This is a genomic window from Arthrobacter sp. 05T45, from assembly GCF_056395875.1.
Window position 1 is genome coordinate 1 of the sequence record NZ_JBFTKI010000021.1, and the last position, 15,599, is coordinate 15,599.

Here is a 15,599-nt window from a genome sequence, read left to right on the forward strand (position 1 = left end):
CGCGCGGCGGGAATCGGGCGCAAGAGCCTGTACCGGTACTTCTCCAGCAAGGCCGAGCTCGTCTGGGGCGGCATGGAACCGGTGGTCGAGGCCTCGGGCCTGGTACTGGATTCGGCCCGCGTTGAAGGTCCCGACGGCGACATCCTGGCCGGGCTGCGCGACGCGGCGGTCGCGGGCGTTGCTGTCCTGCCCGACCTGGCCCTCACGCGCGGCCGGCTGCGGCTGATCGCCGAGCACCCCGAGCTGGCCAGCCGGAGCTACGAGTCCCTGGCGCCGCAGCGGGAGCGGACCAGGGCCTACCTGGTGTCAGCGGGAGTCCGCGAGGATGTCGCGGGCTATTTGTGTGCGGCGTTGATCGGCGCGACGTTCGAGGCCTGGATGCAGTGGGCCGCCGGGACGGACCCGGACCCGGTGCCGTATCTGGTGGCGGCGGTGGGGGTATTGCGGGTGCCGGAGTCGACGCGGGCGGGGTGACAATGGGGAGATGAGATCCGCATCGAACCGAAGACGGCCGAACGGCCGCCGCCTGCCGGTCCGGACCCGGGGTCCCGCCGTCGTGGTTTGGCTGGTGCTGCGGTGAGCAGATTCGTCCTGATCCCCGGAGCGGGCGGCGCGGCCTGGTACTGGAGCCGCATCGTTCCGCTGCTGCAGGGGGCCGGCCACGAAGCCGTCGCTGTCGATCTGCCCGGCGACGATGAAAGCGCCGGGCTGCCCGAGTACGCGCGCCTGGTGCTCGAAGCCGTCGGTGAACGCCAGGACGTGGTGCTCGTTGCGCAGTCGCTGGGTGGCTTCACCGCCCCGCTCGTGTGCGAAAAAGCCCCCGTCGCCGGGCTTGTCCTGGTGAATGCGATGATCCCCGTACCGGGCGAGACTCCCGGCGCATGGTGGGGAAACACCGGGTGGGCTGCGGCGCAGCAAAGCGCGGCCCAGGCCCACGGGTACAGTGCCGAGTTCGACACGGACACCTATTTCCTGCACGACGTTCCGCCGGAAGTGGCCGCGGAAGGCGAACCGCATCAACGCCCCGAAGCAGAGGCGGTGTTCGAATCGGTCTGCACGTTCACGGCCTGGCCGGGGATCCCGACCCGCGTCCTGGCCGGAGAGGGAGACCGCTTCTTTCCGCTGGACTTCCAACAGCGGCTCGCCCGCGAACGCCTCGGCATAGAGCCAGACGTCCTGCCCGGCGGCCATCTCCTCGCCCTGGCAAATCCCGACGGTGTGGCCGATTACCTGCTGCGCCGCTGAACGTGGGAATTCCGGCCTAGCGGCTGCTCACCTGGCCGAACAGCTTCGCGATGGGCGCGAGCACCAGCGGGCGGGCGGCGTACCATCCGGCCGCCGTGACGGCGATGGCGGCCGCGAAGAGCCAGAACCCGACCCAGTTCACCACGTCGGTGCCGCCGAACATGTGGTTCAGGTTGCGCAGCGCACCGGTCGCGAACACGAGGAACACGTGGACGAGAATGAACAGCACGAAAAACAGCATGGTCGGGAAGTGCACCGCGCGCGCAACCTCTAACGGGTAGACCTTGTTCAGCGTTTTCGCGTTCTTCGGCCAGAACTCGCTCATGCGCGCACCCGTGATCGCAGCGACGGGGGCCGCGATGAAGACCACCACGAAGTACATGATCTGCTGCAGGCTGTTGTAGTTCACCCAGCCGGTCTCAACGGGCCAGTCGAGTGTCATGTACTGCAGGAGCGCGGAGAGCGCGTTCGGGACGGCCTCCCAACTGCTCGGCACGATCCTCATCCAGCGGCCCGAGGCAAACAGCAGCACCACAAAGATGAGCCCGTTGGCCAGCCACAAAATGTCGAGCGACTGGTGCAGCCACAGGTTGATGCTGATCTTCTTGCCACCGCGCTTCGGCGTCCAGTACGCCGGCGGCTTCTGCTGCGTGCGTACCTGATAGCCGGAGCGAATGATGAGCACCATCAGGAAGATGTTCAGGAAGTGCGCCCACTGTGCCCACCACGGGAAGCCGGGCTCCACCGTATCGGGCAGGTCATAAGCGCCGGGGTATCTCTCAAGGAACTCGGGCACGCCCGGCAGCGTCGTCACGCCGCGCGCGGCGAGCACAAGAATCGCTGCGGCGGCCACTCCGCCGACGCCGAAGAGCACGACGAGCTTGATCCACTGGCCCAGGGTACGTGAGCCGTAGAGCCTTGCCTCGGCCTTGGGCTTCACGGGCTTTTCGACGGCGGCGGGCCGTGCCGCAGGTGCCGGGGCGGCGGGCCGTGCCGCGGGCGCTAGGGCGGTCGTGGCCGCGGGTGCCGCGACGGCGGCGGGCTGTGCCACCGGTGCCGGGGCGGTGACGGCGGACTGCGCCGCGGGTGCCGGGACGGTGGTGGCCGCCGGTGCGGGTGCGGGTGCACTCGACGCCGAGGGCTCCGTCTCGACGTCGGCCTTCACCACGCTGGCAGCCGGGGCAGGGACAGCGTCGGCAACGCGTTCGGGATGTGTCTGCACCGCAGGGGCGGCAGCGGCCGCCGGAGCAAGCCCAGCCGGCGGCCACGGCTCGCCACCGGGGAYACGGGGAAGCCCGCGACGCAGCGAGGCGGTTCCGGTCATCCGTGTGGCAGGCGCGGCTGCCGGAGCAGCTGCAGCCGCCGCCGCCGCCGGCACCGCTGCTTCCTGGGCAGCAACAGCCACGGCAGCATCTGCGGCCACATCTACGGCAGATGCCGCCGTGGCGCCGATGGCCGGAGCCCCGGACAGAGCCGCCACCGGTACCGGAGCTTCTCCCGCTGGCGGCCAAGGTTCACCGCCCGGCACGCGCGGCAGGCCGCGGCGAAGCTGCCGCGCCACCGCGGAGCCTGGAATCACCGCCGGGACCGGCGCGGACAGCGCCGCACCCGGCGCCGTTTCCTGGACAGCAGCCGGGGCGGAGGGCGCGGCGGCCGCGGCCGATTCCACCGCGGAAACTGACGCCGGCAGATCGGCCGCTTCTGCCGTGGCAATGTGTGCGGGCGCCTGGCCTGCTGGAGGCCAGGGTTCGCCACCTTCGACGCGCGGCAGGCCCCGCCGGATGGACCGAGACAGAGTTGCCATCGCTACTTCTTCCGGGCCTCAAGTGCGCTAATGAGCTGGGGAACAACCTTGAAGACGTCGCCGACCACACCGTAGTCCGCGACCTCGAAGATCGGCGCGTCCCCGTCCTTGTTGATGGCGACGATCATCTTCGCGGTCTGCATGCCGGCCCGGTGCTGGATCGCGCCGGAAATGCCCAGCGCGACATACAGCTGTGGTGACACGGAAACCCCGGTCTGGCCGACCTGATGCGACGTCGGGACGTAGCCGGCATCCACCGCGGCGCGCGACGCACCAACGGCGGCACCGAGGGTATCGGCGAGCTGTCCAACGAGTGCGAACTGTTCTTCCGAGCCGAGGCCGCGGCCACCGGCGACAACCTTCGCGGCACCACGCAGCTCCGGCCGCGAAGTGGCAGCAGGCGCCTCCTCGAAGGAGTCGATCCGCGCGGCCGGTTTCGCGGAGCTTGTCACGGCCAAGGTCTCGGACTCTTGCGGCTGAGCCGCCGCCCGCGCCTCGATGGAGCCCTGGCGGACCGTAATCACCGGTGCCCCAAACGTGGACGTCGACGTCACGTTGTAGGCGCCGCCGTAGACGGAGTGCTGTGCCACGACGCCCTCGTCATCACGGGACACACCGACCGCATCGGCGGAAATCGCCGCACGCGAACGGGCAGCGTAACGTCCGGCGAGGTCGCGCCCGTTCAGGGAATGCGAAATCAGGATGGCGTCCGGCTGCACCTGCTCCACGGCGGCTGCAAGCGCGTCAACGCCCGGCACCCCAAGCGCGGAAGGATCCGGGGTCTCCGCGATGAGTGCGCGGGCGGCACCAAGGGCCGCGGCCTCCTCGGCGGCGGCGGCGCTCCCGGCGCCGGGTGAGGCAAGTACCAATGCAATCGGAGTGCCAACGGCAGCGGCGGCACCGAAGAGCCCGGCCGCGGCCTTCTCGAGTTCACCGGATGCCCGGGCTTCTACGACGACGAGGATTGCGTCACGAGGGAATTCAGTCATGTCGTTGATCCTTAGGCCAGTCGGTTTTCGATCAGGAACTCAGCGAGCTTCTCGCCGGCATCACCCTCGTCGATGATCTTCACGCCCGCCGCGCGCGGGGGCCTCTCCGCAACGGTCAGCATGATCGAACGCGCCGCCTCCGGATTGTCGGCCGTGACCCCGAGGTCCGCGAGGGTCAGGACCTCAAGGGGCTTCTTCTTCGCGGCCATAATGCCCTTGAAGTTCGGGAAGCGCGCCTCGGGAAGTGCCTCGGTAATGGAGATCACCGCGGGCAGGTTGGCTGAGACCTTCTGCACGCCGGAGTCAACGGCCCTGGAGCCCGACACCGCACCGTCGCTGATCTCGACGGAGCTGAGGCCGGTGGCATGCGGCACGTCAAGCAATTCTGCAAGCATCGCGGGAATCATGCCGCCGGATCCGTCAGTGGAGACGTTGCCGGTGATCACCAGGTCAAATCCCATGCGGCGGATCGCTGCGGCGAGGGTTTCAGCGGTAAGTCCAAGATCCGCACCCCGGAGCGCCTCGTCAGAGACGTGGGTGGCGCTTCCCGCGCCCATCGCAAGCCCCTTGCGGATGGTTGCCGTCGCACCTTCGGGGGCGAGGGAAAGAATCGCGACCTCAGTGCCCTCGTTCGCATCGGCGTGCGTCAGTGCCAGCTCCAGGGCCCGCTCACCGATCTCATCAATGACTGCCTCGCTGACTCCTCGATCGGCGAGGCCGGTTTCAAGGTTCAGTTTTCGGTCCCCGTACGTGTCGGGGACCTCCTTTACTAGGACGATAATCTTCATCGATGGCTCTTCCTGTGGCGGCTTGTCCCTGGAGAGGAGACACTGTCGAACCCATCGAGTCTACGAAACTAGTGCCCTTTCCGGCTGACAGAGCCCGTGTCGTGACGTGAAGTGCCTCGCCATGGGACCGGGATCAAGGTAAAGCCGGACGTCCCGTTGACAACTGCAAAACGTTTTGTGTAACGTGTCTCACACCAGATACAAAACGTTTTGCAAAGGGAAGTCAATGACGACAAGAGTGGGAATACGCGACGTGGCCAAGGCCGCCGGGGTCTCCGTCACCACGGTGTCGCATGCCCTGAACGACGCCACGAGCTTCCGGGTGAAGGCAGCGACGCAGCAACTCGTCCGGGACGTGGCCAGGGATCTTGGGTACGCCCCGAACAAGATGGCCAGCGGACTGCGCAACCAGCGCTCCCAGATCCTTGGCCTGGTCAGCGACGAAATCACCACCACCCCCTTTGCCGGGGCCATGATCCGCGGGGCGCAGGACGCCGCCTACGACCGCGGCTACGTGGTGATGGTGGTCAATTCGGGCCTGGACAGCGAGCTGGAAAACCGTGAAATCAATATGCTGCGGCAGCACCAGGTGGACGGCGTGGTCTACGCCAGGATGTACCACCAAAGCGTGCAGGTCCCCGCGGAACTGGAGGGACTTCCCACCGTGCTGCTGGATTCCATCACTGACGACAAGTCCATTTCCTCGGTTATCCCCGACGAGGTGGGCGCCGCCGAGACGGCCGTTGAAGCAATCATCCAGGCGGGCCACACCCGGATCGGGATGATCAACAACATCGACGACATCCCCGCCACTCACGGCCGCAGGGAGGGCTTCCTCAACGCTCTCCGGCGGCACGGCCTGCAGCACGACCCCCGCCACCTCGTGATCGGCCAGCCCGAAACCACGGGAGGCCGCGAGGCCGCCCTGGGCCTGCTCGGTCAGCCCGACCGCCCCACAGCCCTGTTCTGCTTCAGTGACAGGGTTGCAATGGGCGCCTACCAGGCGGCCACCGCATTGGGGCTGCGCATTCCGGAGGACGTGTCCATTGTGGGAATCGACAATCTCGAAATCATCGCGGACGCCCTTTGGCCGGGGCTCACCACCGTCGCCCTTCCCCACTACGAAATGGGCAGTTGGGCGGTCCACCGAATCCTGGACGACATCGAAAATCCCGGCACACCCGCAGTCCAGACGCAACTGGACTGCCCCCTGATTGAGCGGGGGTCGCTCGGGCCGCCGCCAAGTTAGCCGATTGCCGGCATCACCACACCGTTCCACTGCTCCGCCGCCCGGGGACCGCAATAAGAAGGGACGCAGCCGTTGCACCGGCCGCGTCCCGAAGGACCCGGGGCAATCTCCCACGCCCAAATTCAGCAGAAAGATTGACCATCATGAACAAGCGATTCACCCGGATCCTCGCCACCAGTGTAGCTGCGGCGGCACTTGTCGGCTCCCTGGGCGCCTGCGGCAAGGGCAGCGCCTCTGCCCCGTCCGCCGGCTCCAATGAGATCACCATGTGGACCCACAACGCGGGCAACGCCGAAGAACTCAAGGCGGTTGAAAACATCGTCGATTCCTACAACAAGAGCGCCGGTGCCAAGGCCAAGATCAAGGTCCAGGCGTTCCCGCAGGACTCCTACAACGACTCCGTGGTCTCGGCCGCGGCCGCCGGAAAGCTCCCCTGCATTGTTGACATCGATGGCCCCAATGTTCCCAACTGGGCCTGGGCGAAGTACCTGACACCCCTGAAACTCGACGCGGATGTTTCCAAGAACCTGCCGAGCACGGTGGCCAAATGGGAGGGCGAGACCTACGCCGTTGGCACCTACGACGTCGCACTGGCGATGCTCGCACGTGCCTCCGACCTCAAGGCAGCCGGTGTCCGCGTCGCCACGGTCGAGAAGCCGTGGACCAAGGACGAATTCCAGGACGCCCTGACCAAGCTCAAGGCCCTGGGCAAGTGGGAATACCCACTGGACATGGGTACCGCCGGAACCGGCGAATGGCTGCCCTACGCCTACTCCCCGTTCCTGCAGTCCTTCGGTGGGGACCTGATTAACCGCGACGGATTCCAGTCGGCAGACGGCGTCCTCAATGGCGACAAGGCCGTCGAATGGGCCCAGTGGTTCCGCGGCCTTGCCGACCAGGGCTTCATGGCGAAGAAGAGCGGCAAGGACTCCACCCAGGACTTCCTCAACAACAAGAGCGGCCTTCTCTACACCGGCTCCTGGGCCGCGGACAAGGCACGCGCAGCGGTAGGTAAGGACCTCGTGGTCATGCCGTCCGTGGACCTCGGGAACGGCCCCAAGATCGGCGGCGCCTCCTGGCAGTGGGGCGTGACCAGCGGCTGCACCAACTCCGCGGCAGCCATGGACTACCTCTCCTACTCGCTGAAACCGGAAAACCTGGCCGCGGTGGCGAAGGCAACGGGCACCATCCCGGCCACCGACGAGGCCGCTGCCCTGATCCCCGCGTTCGCCAAAGGCGGCACAAACCGGATCTTCATGGAACTTTCCCGCAACTACGCGGTGATGCGTCCCGAGACCCCGGCCTATCCCTTCATCGCCACCGAATACGGCAAGGCGGTTCAGGACATCCTCGCCGGCGCCGACCCCAAGACGGCGCTGGACAAGTCGGTCAAGGCCATCGACGCCAATATCAAGTCCAACGGCGGCTACAAGAACTAGCCGGCTGCCGAACGGTACGACGGCGGTGCGCAACCGCCGTCGAAAGTACCCCCGGCCCTGACTGTCGACGGAGAAAACCATGACAACCACCCAACTCCCCTCCCCCGGCCGCCGTCTGGCGGACCCGGCCCCGGCCGCACCGCCCAGCAAACCGCGTCGCCGGCCGCGCCACCTTCGCGAACAGATCAGCGGGTGGGGCATGATCGCCCCGGCCGCGGTCCTCCTGCTCGCCTTCGTCTTTCTCCCGGCGATCCTGGGCTTCGGCCTGGCATTTACGAACGCCAGGCTTGTTTCCCCGCGGCCCGTCGAGTTTGTCGGCACGGACAACTTCGCGCGGCTCTTCGCGGATCCCGTGTTCTGGCGCTCACTGCTGAACGTCAGCTACTTCGCCGTCGTGGTGGTGCCCGTCCAGTCCGGACTCGCCCTGGCGATGGCCCTCCTGATCAACAAGAAGTTCCGCGGCGTGAACTTCTTCCGCACCATCTACTTCCTTCCCGTGGTGACGTCCATGGTGGTGGTGTCCCTGCTGTGGATGTTCATGTACCGCAAGGACGGCCTGATCAATGAGTTGCTGTCGGCGGCCAGTTTCGGCCTCATCAACGGCCCGGACTGGCTCAACGATCCCGCCACCGCCATGCCGGCCATCATTGCCCTGTCCATCTGGCAGGCCGCAGGCTTCCACATGATCATCTGGCTCGCAGGCCTGCAAAGCATTTCCGGGGAACTCTACGAGGCCGCCCAACTCGACGGGGCCAGCCGCTGGCACCAGTTCCGCTTCGTGACCTGGCCCGGCCTCACCCACACCCGCACCCTGGTCCTGGTGACCATCACCATCCAGGCGCTCGGGCTCTTCGACCAGGTCAGCGTCATGACCCAGGGCGGGCCCCTCGATTCCACCACCACCATCATCTACGAGGCGGTGCGCTCCGGCTTCAAGCAGCAGGAGACCTCCTACGCCTCGGCCATCTCGCTCGTGTTCTTCGTGCTCGTCCTGCTGATCTCCGCAGTGCAGCGCTACCTGACCCGAGAGAAGGACTGACGTGAAACAGACACTCATTTCCAAGGGTCTCGGCAATGCCGCGACCACGGCGGTCCGCCTCCTGTTCGCCGCCGTCGCCGCCTTCCCCATCGTGTTCATGATGGTGTCCTCGCTCAAGCCGGACCAGCAGATCTTCGGCGACATGTCCTCGGTGGCGGCGTTCCTGCCGGTCGGCAACATTTCGCTGGACAACTACGCGGCCGTGTTCGACCGGGTGCCGGCCGCCCGCTTCCTGATGAACTCCATCGGCATTTCCGCGGTCACGGTGGTGCTAGGCATCTTCATCAACAGCCTATGCGCGTTTGCCCTGTCCCGGATGGAGGTCCGCGGCAAGCGCGTGGTGTTCACCGCGATCCTCGCCACCCTCATCGTGCCCTTCCAGACGCTGGCGCTGCCGCTGGTGTGGTGGGTCAACCAGCTGCCGTACTTTGAGCTCAACGGGTTCAGCCTCGAGATCTCGAAGGGCTGGCTGGACACCTACCAGGTCCAGATCATCCCGTTCATCGCCAACGCGTTCTCCATCTACCTGTTCCACCAGTACTTCGAGTCCATCCCGAAGGAACTGGACGAGGCTGCCCGGATCGACGGCGCGGGCTGGTTCACCATCTACCGCAAGGTGGTGATGCCGCTCGCGGGACCGGCGACCGCCACCGTGGCCATCCTGACCTTCCTGCCCGCCTGGAACTCCTACCTGTGGCCGCTCATGGTGGTCCAGTCCGAGGAACTCCGCCCGGTGATGATCGGCATCCAGTACTTCTTCCAGCTCAACGTCTCCTGGGGCGAGGTGATGGCTTACGCGTCCCTCATCACCATTCCCGTGGTGGTCCTTTTCATCGCGTTCCAGCGATCCTTCATCAACAGCATCGCCTCCAGCGGCGTCAAGGGCTGACCAGCCTCCTCACGCGAAAGCCTGCAAAGAACCCTCATGAAAACACTCACAGAACTCGACTGCCAGTACCGGCCAAAGTGGCACTACTCAGCGGAGCGCAACTGGCTCAACGACCCCAACGGGCTGGTCTACGCCAACGGCATCTACCACCTCTTCTACCAGCACAACCCGCACGGCGAGGAGTGGGGCAACATGTCCTGGGGCCACGCCACCTCCACAGACCTGCAGCACTGGGACGAACAACCCGTGGCCATCGCATGCGATGAGCAGGAGGCCATCTTTTCCGGCTCCGCGGTGGTCGATGTCCACAACACCAGCGGCTTCGGCGTCGGAGGCGTGCCCCCGCTCGTGGCCATCTACACCAGCGCGTACTCGCCCGCCTCACCGCTAGCCGGACGGCAGGCTCAGTCCCTCGCCTTCAGCACGGACGACGGCGCCACCTGGACCAAGTACGCCGGGAACCCGGTACTGGACCGCGCCTCCGCGGACTTCCGCGACCCCAAGGTCTTTTGGCACGACGGCGCCGCCGGCAGCTACTGGGTGATGGTCGCCGTCGAGGCGGTCCACCACGAGGTGGTCCTTTACAAGTCGGCTGACCTGTTGGCCTGGGAGTACCTGAGCGCCTTCGGCCCGGCGAACGCCACGGAAGGGGTGTGGGAATGCCCGGACCTGTTCGAACTGCCGGTGGACGGCGACGCGTCCAACACCCGGTGGGTCCTGGTGGTCAACCTGAGCCCCGGCGGCATCGCCGGCGGATCGGGCGGCCAGTACTTCATCGGAACCTTCGACGGCGTGACGTTCCGTTCCGAAACCACCGTCACCGACGGCGTGCAGGCCGACGACAGCCGGATGGCCGACTACGGGTGGCTCGACTGGGGCCGGGACTACTACGCGGCCGTGTCGTTCAGCAACGTCCCGGACGGACGGCGGCTCATGATCGGCTGGATGAACAACTGGCAGTACGCCGCCTCAACGCCCTCGGACGGCTGGCGCAGCGCGATGTCCCTGGTCCGCGAGGTCAGGCTGGTGTGCCGCGGCGGCCGCCCGGTGCTGGTGCAGGAGGCGGTGGACCCGTTCCACACCCACGGTACCGAGGTGTTCGCGCTGGACCGGCAGCCGTTGGCGGACGGGGTGACCTGGCTTCCGGCCGGGGCCTGCGGTGATGTGCTGCGCATCGATGCGGACTTCGAGCCCGGCGCCGCCGGCAGGGTGGGTCTGGTGCTCCGGGCCGGCGGCGCAACGGGCGGGGAATCCGGCTCCAGGTCCGGGCCCGGAGCCGGAGCCGGAGCGCGCACTGTCCTGGCCTACGACTGCCGCACGGCGGAGCTCAGCCTGGACCGGACCGAATCCGGCAACGTGGGGTTCCACGAGTCGTTCCCGTCGGTGGAGCGCGTTGCCGTGTCCTTGGAGGACGGCCGGCTAAGGCTCCGGGTCTTCCTGGACCGCTGCTCGGTCGAGGTCTTCGCGCAGGACGGCCTGGCCACCATCACCGATCTGGTCTTTCCCGCGAACTCCGGCACCGCCGTCGGGCTGCTGGCCGAAGGCGAGGGCGGCACCCTGGCGGGCCTCGCCGTCCTCGCCTGAGCGGCTGAAAGGGCCCAAAGCCAGCGACGGCGGGGGGCAGATCCGTGTCGAAACGAAGCCGGTCCGCCGGACCGCTGCCGGCCATCTGCCGTTCACCTGCCCGTATCGGGGATTAATTACCGGGAAGTAACGTTGCGATCTCTTGTTGAGATCCAACCTTTGAGAGGCTCCCGAATGAGCACGACTCACACCCGAGGCATCCTCACGGCCGCCGCAGCAATCGTCCTGGCCGCGTCCGCAATCAGCATCACCGCGGCCGCCCAGGCCGCAGACAATCCCACCGGCGCCGGCAACCACGGTGACAGGAACACGGCCCTGGCCGACGCCTTCAACGGCGTTGACCGGAACACGAACTGGCAGCAGACGTCGAAGCTGAAGCTGAATTTCCCGACGTACCACACGGAGGGAATCGCCTACAGCCAGGACCACATCTTCCTCTCGGCCGTTCAGATCATCGAACCGACCGTGAAGTTCCCGACCCCGCAAAACGGCTTCGACCGCACCCCCGGCAAGGGCGTCGGCCACCTGTTCGTCATGGACAAGTCCGGCGCCCTGCAAAAGGACATCGTCCTGGGAGAGGGCGACATGTACCACCCCGGCGGCATCGACTTCGACGGCACCAACGTCTGGATCCCCGTGGCCCAGTACCGGCCGGACAGCAGCGCCATCATCTACCGAGTCGACGCGACCACCCTGGAAGTGCACAAGCAGTTCGAGGTGAAGGACCACTTCGGCGGCATCGTGATGGACAAGCAGACCGGCCACCTGGTCGGCAACACCTGGGGCTCGCGCCGCTTCGCCGAATGGGATCTGCAGGGCAGGCAGCTCTCGACCTGGCAGAACCCGAACTACTTCATCGACTACCAGGACTGCCAGTACGTGGCCAACTCCCGGATGCTCTGCAGCGGGATCACCAACCTCCCGCAGACCCCGGCGGCCGGCGGCACCGGCGCCACCTACGAACTCGGCGGCATGGCGATGATCGACCTCAAATCCCGCAGCGTAATCCGCGATGTCCCCTTCCAGCAGTGGTCCACCGCAGGCCATGTGGCCACGCGCAACCCGTTCAAAATGACGGCCGACGGCGGGCACCTCACCATGAAGGTGGCCCCCGACAACGGCGAGGAAGGCAACGGCACCGAAATCCTCACCTACGAGGCCACCGTCACGCCGGCCAAGTAACGCGGGCCGGTCACCCAAGCAGCATACGAATGCCTGCCATCAGCCGCCGGCATCCCTGAACACCAACGATTGGCTACCCCCATGCCTCATCCAGCACAACGATTCACCCGGAAGCGGGTCGCCGCCACGGGCGCGGCAGCCCTGGCCGCCTCGGCACTGACAGCCGGAATGTTCGGTATCGGCGCAGGTCCGGCCTCCGCCGGTGAAAACCACAACGGTACCGCGACGCCAATCAAGCACGTGGTGGTGATCTTCCAGGAGAACGTTTCCTTCGACCACTACTTCGCCACCTACCCCAAGGCCGCCAATCTCCCGGGTGAAACCCAGCAGGGCACCGGCACCGCGACGGCCTCCTTCGCCGCCGCCAAAAACACCCCCAAGGACATCAACACTCTGGCCACCGCCGGCCTCCTGGCACCGAACAACCCCAACTCTGCGCAGCCTGCCCGGCTCTCGCCGGCGCAGGCCGTCACCTGCGACCAGGACCACGGATACACCGCCGAGCAGAAGGCATACAACGGCGGGGCGATGGACAAGTTCGTCGAGTTCACCAGCCGCGACGCCTGCGGCACCAACCAGTACGGCCGCCCCGGCCTCACCATGGACTACTACGACGGCAACACCGTCACCGGCATCTGGAACTACGCCCAGAACTACTCCATGAGCGACAACCACTTCAGCACTGTCTTCGGACCCTCCACACCCGGGGCGCTGAATCTGGTATCCGGCCAGACCCACGGGGCCACCGCGTACACCGCCGCAGGACAACCTGTGGCCACCCCGGCGGCCGGCAGCAGTGCCGTCAGCCTGCCGGATGCGAACGGCGTCGGCACCGTCATCAACGACCCGGACCCGGTCCACGACGACTGCTCGAACAGCAGCCACGCCAAAACCGGAAACCTGGCCGGCATGAGCGGCAGGAACATCGGCGACCTGCTCAACGCCAAGGGCACGTCCTGGGGCTGGTTCCAGGGTGGTTTCACGCCGACCACCGCCGCGACCGCGGACTCCCCGGCGTCGTGCCTGTCCAGCCACACGAACGCCGCCGGCGCCAGCGTTGTTGACTACTCCCCTCACCACCAGCCGTTCCAGTACTACGCCTCCACCGCCAACCCGCACCACCTGGCACCGGCGTCCGACGCGGAAATCGGCCACAACGGACAGGCGAACCACCAGTACGACCTCACCGCGTTCAACAAGGTGGTCAACACCGACAACATGCCCGCCGTGTCGTTCCTGAAAGCGGGAATGTTCCAGGACGGCCACGCCGCCTACTCTGACCCGATCGACGAGCAGAACTTCATCACCAGCACCGTGAACCAGATCCAGAAATCCCGGAACTGGGACAACACTGCCGTGGTGCTTGCCTACGACGACTCGGACGGCTGGTACGACCACGTCGCCGCCAAGGCAAAGAACTCCTCCAACACCGCCGACGACGACGCCTGGTGCCAGCACGCCGCAGCCAGCGGCGTCCCGATGGTCGGCGGCTACGCTGACCGCTGCGGCCCCGGCCCGCGCCAGCCGCTGGTAGTCATTTCCCCCTACGCGAAGAAGAACTTTGTGGACCACACCCAGACCGACCAGGCGTCGATCCTGCGCTTCATCGAGGACAACTGGCACACCGGCCGGATCGGCGACGCCTCCGCCGACGCCACCGCCGGGTCGGTGAACGCCATGTTCAACTTCGGCAGACAGCGCAACGACCAGGTCCTGCTCAACGAACAGACCGGCGCCGTCGCCTCCACCGAACACGGCAACAACAACTCCCACAACAACTCCGGAAAGTAAACACCTGCAACAGCACGGTCCTGGACGGAAACGCCACCCGGCAGTTGGCCGGGTGGCGTTCCTGTCCGCGCTGCCTCAACGACTCGTCCTCCCCCCGAAGCATCAACAGTTTGTTGACAACAGGATGTTGATGTCAGAAGCTGGTGGTGTTGAGCGACGCCGAGCCGACGGGAAAATGGAGTCTGGAATGAACGAGACCGACGGGACCCGTCAAGGCGGCGACGCTGCGGAGGCTCAGCGCCAAAGCCAGGCCACACGGATGTTGCTGGACCGGGGCGCTTCCGAACTGCCGCCCCGGCCCTGGCTGGGTGAGCGGCAACCCCCTTCAGCGAGTGACCTCATCCGGCACGTCCTGTGGAGGTCCAACGGGACCGGCCGCGGGGAGGCCGTGGATGGGCTGGATGTGCGGGCCGCCCTCACCCTTGTGTCAGCCGCGCGGGCAGAGATGGATGGCCTGGAAACGGCACTCCTGTTCCTGGCGCGGGCCGAGGGGCTGACCTGGCCCCAGATTGCCCAGAGCCTTGGGCTCCGCTCGGCGCAGGCCGCGCAGCAGAGACTGGATCGGCTGTCCGGCAGGCCCGAGACGGGTGTGGTGGGCTGACGTGGAATTCACTCCTCAGGTCAGTGCCGGAAGGGAAGGCCGCGATCCCGCCGGCGCGGTTCTCACCGGCATCGGCGCCAGCCCGGGCACCGCCTGCGGGACGGCCCGGACAGTTCACAGCGTCGACGAATTCTCCGCGGTGGCCCCCGGCGACGTTTTGGTCTGCCGCACCACTGACCCCGCCTGGACGCCACTGTTCGGGATCGCCGCTGCCGTCATCACAGAAACGGGCGGGATGCTCTCGCACGCCGCCATCGTGGCCCGCGAACAGGGCATCCCCGCCGTTCTGGGGGTAACCGGCGCGCTGACCCGCATCACGGACGGAACGACGCTCGTGGTCGACGGAACCCACGGAACCGTCCACGCGAAACCAGCAGGTCCCGGAGCGGGTCCATGAGCCCGCAGCAGCCATCCATGCTGCTCACCCTCCACGCCTTGAGGCTGCTCGGCTTCGCTGACACTGAGTCAGTTGCCGCCCGGTTTGGCCAGGATCCGCACGACGTCGAACGGCTCCTCATTGACGCCGGCGCGAACGGGTGGGCGTCGCGCTCCTCATTCGGCGGAAACCGGGGCTGGTCCCTGACCGTGGCCGGCAGGACTGAAAACGAACGGCTCCTGGCCGAGGAGCTGGACAGCGTGGGCGGCCAGGCAGCAGTCACCGCCGTGCACGCGAAGTTTGCACCGCTGAACGCAGGAGTCGTGGCCGCCTGCAGCAAACTCCAACTCCGCTGGCTCGCCGAGGGAAGTCAGTCCAACGATGGGATCGACGAGCCAACACAGCAAACCTTCACCCAGGCATTGGCGTCCTTGAGCGATCTGGAAGTCCGCCTGACCGCTGTGTTGCCGCGGTTCAGCGGATACGCGGAACGCCTCGAGCTGGCAGTGGAAAACGCAGCCACGGAGCCGGCGTGGCTCACCGCCACAGACCGCGACTCCTTCCACCTCATCTGGTTCGAATTGCACGAAGATCTCATCGCCACCCTCGGCATCCGGCGATGA

The 15,599-nt window shown here is 66.7% G+C and carries 15 protein-coding genes; 12 read left to right on the forward strand and 3 right to left on the reverse strand.

Going from position 1 to position 15,599, the window contains the following annotated elements; genetic code table 11:
* Positions 1 to 474, forward strand: a 474-nt coding sequence (locus AC1DGD_RS16895; protein WP_476857583.1) for a TetR family transcriptional regulator, incomplete at its 5' end; no start/stop codon positions are given.
* A 102-nt stretch (positions 475 to 576) separates the two neighbouring features.
* Positions 577 to 1,245 carry an alpha/beta fold hydrolase gene (locus AC1DGD_RS16900; protein WP_476857584.1) on the forward strand — a complete coding sequence of 223 codons (669 nt, stop codon included), beginning with the start codon at positions 577 to 579 and terminating at the stop codon, positions 1,243 to 1,245.
* Between the two features lie 16 nt (positions 1,246 to 1,261).
* Here the strand turns inward: AC1DGD_RS16900 and AC1DGD_RS16905 are convergent, their stop codons facing one another.
* Genes AC1DGD_RS16905 through AC1DGD_RS16915 form a run of 3 tightly spaced genes read right to left on the reverse strand, consistent with a single transcriptional unit; the run spans position 1,262 to position 4,826 of the window.
* Complete coding sequence (locus tag AC1DGD_RS16905) at positions 1,262 to 3,049, reverse strand: cytochrome b/b6 domain-containing protein (protein WP_476857585.1); 1,788 nt, start codon at positions 3,047 to 3,049, stop codon at positions 1,262 to 1,264.
* Positions 3,050 to 3,051: 2 nt separating this feature from the next.
* Complete coding sequence (locus AC1DGD_RS16910) at positions 3,052 to 4,038, reverse strand: electron transfer flavoprotein subunit alpha/FixB family protein (protein WP_476857586.1); 987 nt, start codon at positions 4,036 to 4,038, stop codon at positions 3,052 to 3,054.
* Positions 4,039 to 4,049: 11 nt separating this feature from the next.
* A complete protein-coding gene (locus AC1DGD_RS16915; protein WP_476857587.1) occupies positions 4,050 to 4,826 on the reverse strand; it encodes an electron transfer flavoprotein subunit beta/FixA family protein in 777 nt (258 codons plus the stop codon).
* Between the two features lie 226 nt (positions 4,827 to 5,052).
* Here AC1DGD_RS16915 and AC1DGD_RS16920 point away from each other — a divergent pair, with 226 nt between their 5' ends.
* The 10 genes from AC1DGD_RS16920 (at position 5,053) to AC1DGD_RS16965 (ending at position 15,599) form a co-directional block, all read left to right on the forward strand.
* On the forward strand, positions 5,053 to 6,075 hold the full coding sequence (locus AC1DGD_RS16920; protein ID WP_476857588.1) for a LacI family DNA-binding transcriptional regulator: 1,023 nt from the start codon (positions 5,053 to 5,055) through the stop codon (positions 6,073 to 6,075).
* 143 nt (positions 6,076 to 6,218) lie between these two features.
* A complete protein-coding gene (locus AC1DGD_RS16925; protein ID WP_476857589.1) occupies positions 6,219 to 7,514 on the forward strand; it encodes a sugar ABC transporter substrate-binding protein in 1,296 nt (431 codons plus the stop codon).
* A gap of 79 nt (positions 7,515 to 7,593) precedes the next feature.
* Positions 7,594 to 8,553 (forward strand): carbohydrate ABC transporter permease, encoded by a 960-nt coding sequence (locus AC1DGD_RS16930; protein WP_476849686.1) that lies wholly within the window; start codon positions 7,594 to 7,596, stop codon positions 8,551 to 8,553.
* A 1-nt stretch (position 8,554) separates the two neighbouring features.
* The gene (locus AC1DGD_RS16935; protein ID WP_439954127.1) at positions 8,555 to 9,442 is read left to right on the forward strand and encodes a carbohydrate ABC transporter permease; all 888 of its coding nucleotides are present in this window, start codon (positions 8,555 to 8,557) and stop codon (positions 9,440 to 9,442) included.
* Positions 9,443 to 9,478: 36 nt separating this feature from the next.
* Complete coding sequence (locus AC1DGD_RS16940) at positions 9,479 to 11,026, forward strand: glycoside hydrolase family 32 protein (RefSeq protein ID WP_476857590.1); 1,548 nt, start codon at positions 9,479 to 9,481, stop codon at positions 11,024 to 11,026.
* Between the two features lie 174 nt (positions 11,027 to 11,200).
* Positions 11,201 to 12,208: a DUF6454 family protein gene (locus AC1DGD_RS16945; protein ID WP_476857591.1), complete on the forward strand. Its 1,008-nt coding sequence runs from the start codon at positions 11,201 to 11,203 to the stop codon at positions 12,206 to 12,208.
* Between the two features lie 81 nt (positions 12,209 to 12,289).
* Positions 12,290 to 13,999 (forward strand): phospholipase C, encoded by a 1,710-nt coding sequence (locus tag AC1DGD_RS16950; protein ID WP_476857592.1) that lies wholly within the window; start codon positions 12,290 to 12,292, stop codon positions 13,997 to 13,999.
* Positions 14,000 to 14,186: 187 nt separating this feature from the next.
* The gene (locus AC1DGD_RS16955; protein WP_476857593.1) at positions 14,187 to 14,600 is read left to right on the forward strand and encodes a hypothetical protein; all 414 of its coding nucleotides are present in this window, start codon (positions 14,187 to 14,189) and stop codon (positions 14,598 to 14,600) included.
* 1 nt (position 14,601) lies between these two features.
* Positions 14,602 to 14,997, forward strand: a complete 396-nt coding sequence (locus AC1DGD_RS16960; protein WP_476857594.1) for a PEP-utilizing enzyme — start codon at positions 14,602 to 14,604, stop codon at positions 14,995 to 14,997.
* Entirely contained in the window at positions 14,994 to 15,599 is a 606-nt protein-coding gene (locus tag AC1DGD_RS16965) for a hypothetical protein (RefSeq protein ID WP_476857595.1), read from the forward strand. The genes AC1DGD_RS16960 and AC1DGD_RS16965 overlap by 4 nt, the downstream gene beginning before the upstream one ends.

Bases quoted from the DNA above. Each gene is read 5' to 3' on its own strand.
- AC1DGD_RS16910 (WP_476857586.1), bottom strand. From the start codon at position 4,038: ATGACTGAATTCCCTCGTGACGCAATCCTCGTCGTCGTAGAAGCCCGG.
- AC1DGD_RS16930 (WP_476849686.1), top strand. From the start codon at position 7,594: ATGACAACCACCCAACTCCCCTCCCCCGGCCGCCGTCTGGCGGACCCG.
- AC1DGD_RS16940 (WP_476857590.1), top strand. From the start codon at position 9,479: ATGAAAACACTCACAGAACTCGACTGCCAGTACCGGCCAAAGTGGCAC.
- AC1DGD_RS16920 (WP_476857588.1), top strand. From the start codon at position 5,053: ATGACGACAAGAGTGGGAATACGCGACGTGGCCAAGGCCGCCGGGGTC.
- AC1DGD_RS16965 (WP_476857595.1), top strand. From the start codon at position 14,994: ATGAGCCCGCAGCAGCCATCCATGCTGCTCACCCTCCACGCCTTGAGG.
- AC1DGD_RS16955 (WP_476857593.1), top strand. From the start codon at position 14,187: ATGAACGAGACCGACGGGACCCGTCAAGGCGGCGACGCTGCGGAGGCT.
- AC1DGD_RS16915 (WP_476857587.1), bottom strand. From the start codon at position 4,826: ATGAAGATTATCGTCCTAGTAAAGGAGGTCCCCGACACGTACGGGGAC.
- AC1DGD_RS16925 (WP_476857589.1), top strand. From the start codon at position 6,219: ATGAACAAGCGATTCACCCGGATCCTCGCCACCAGTGTAGCTGCGGCG.
- AC1DGD_RS16945 (WP_476857591.1), top strand. From the start codon at position 11,201: ATGAGCACGACTCACACCCGAGGCATCCTCACGGCCGCCGCAGCAATC.
- AC1DGD_RS16950 (WP_476857592.1), top strand. From the start codon at position 12,290: ATGCCTCATCCAGCACAACGATTCACCCGGAAGCGGGTCGCCGCCACG.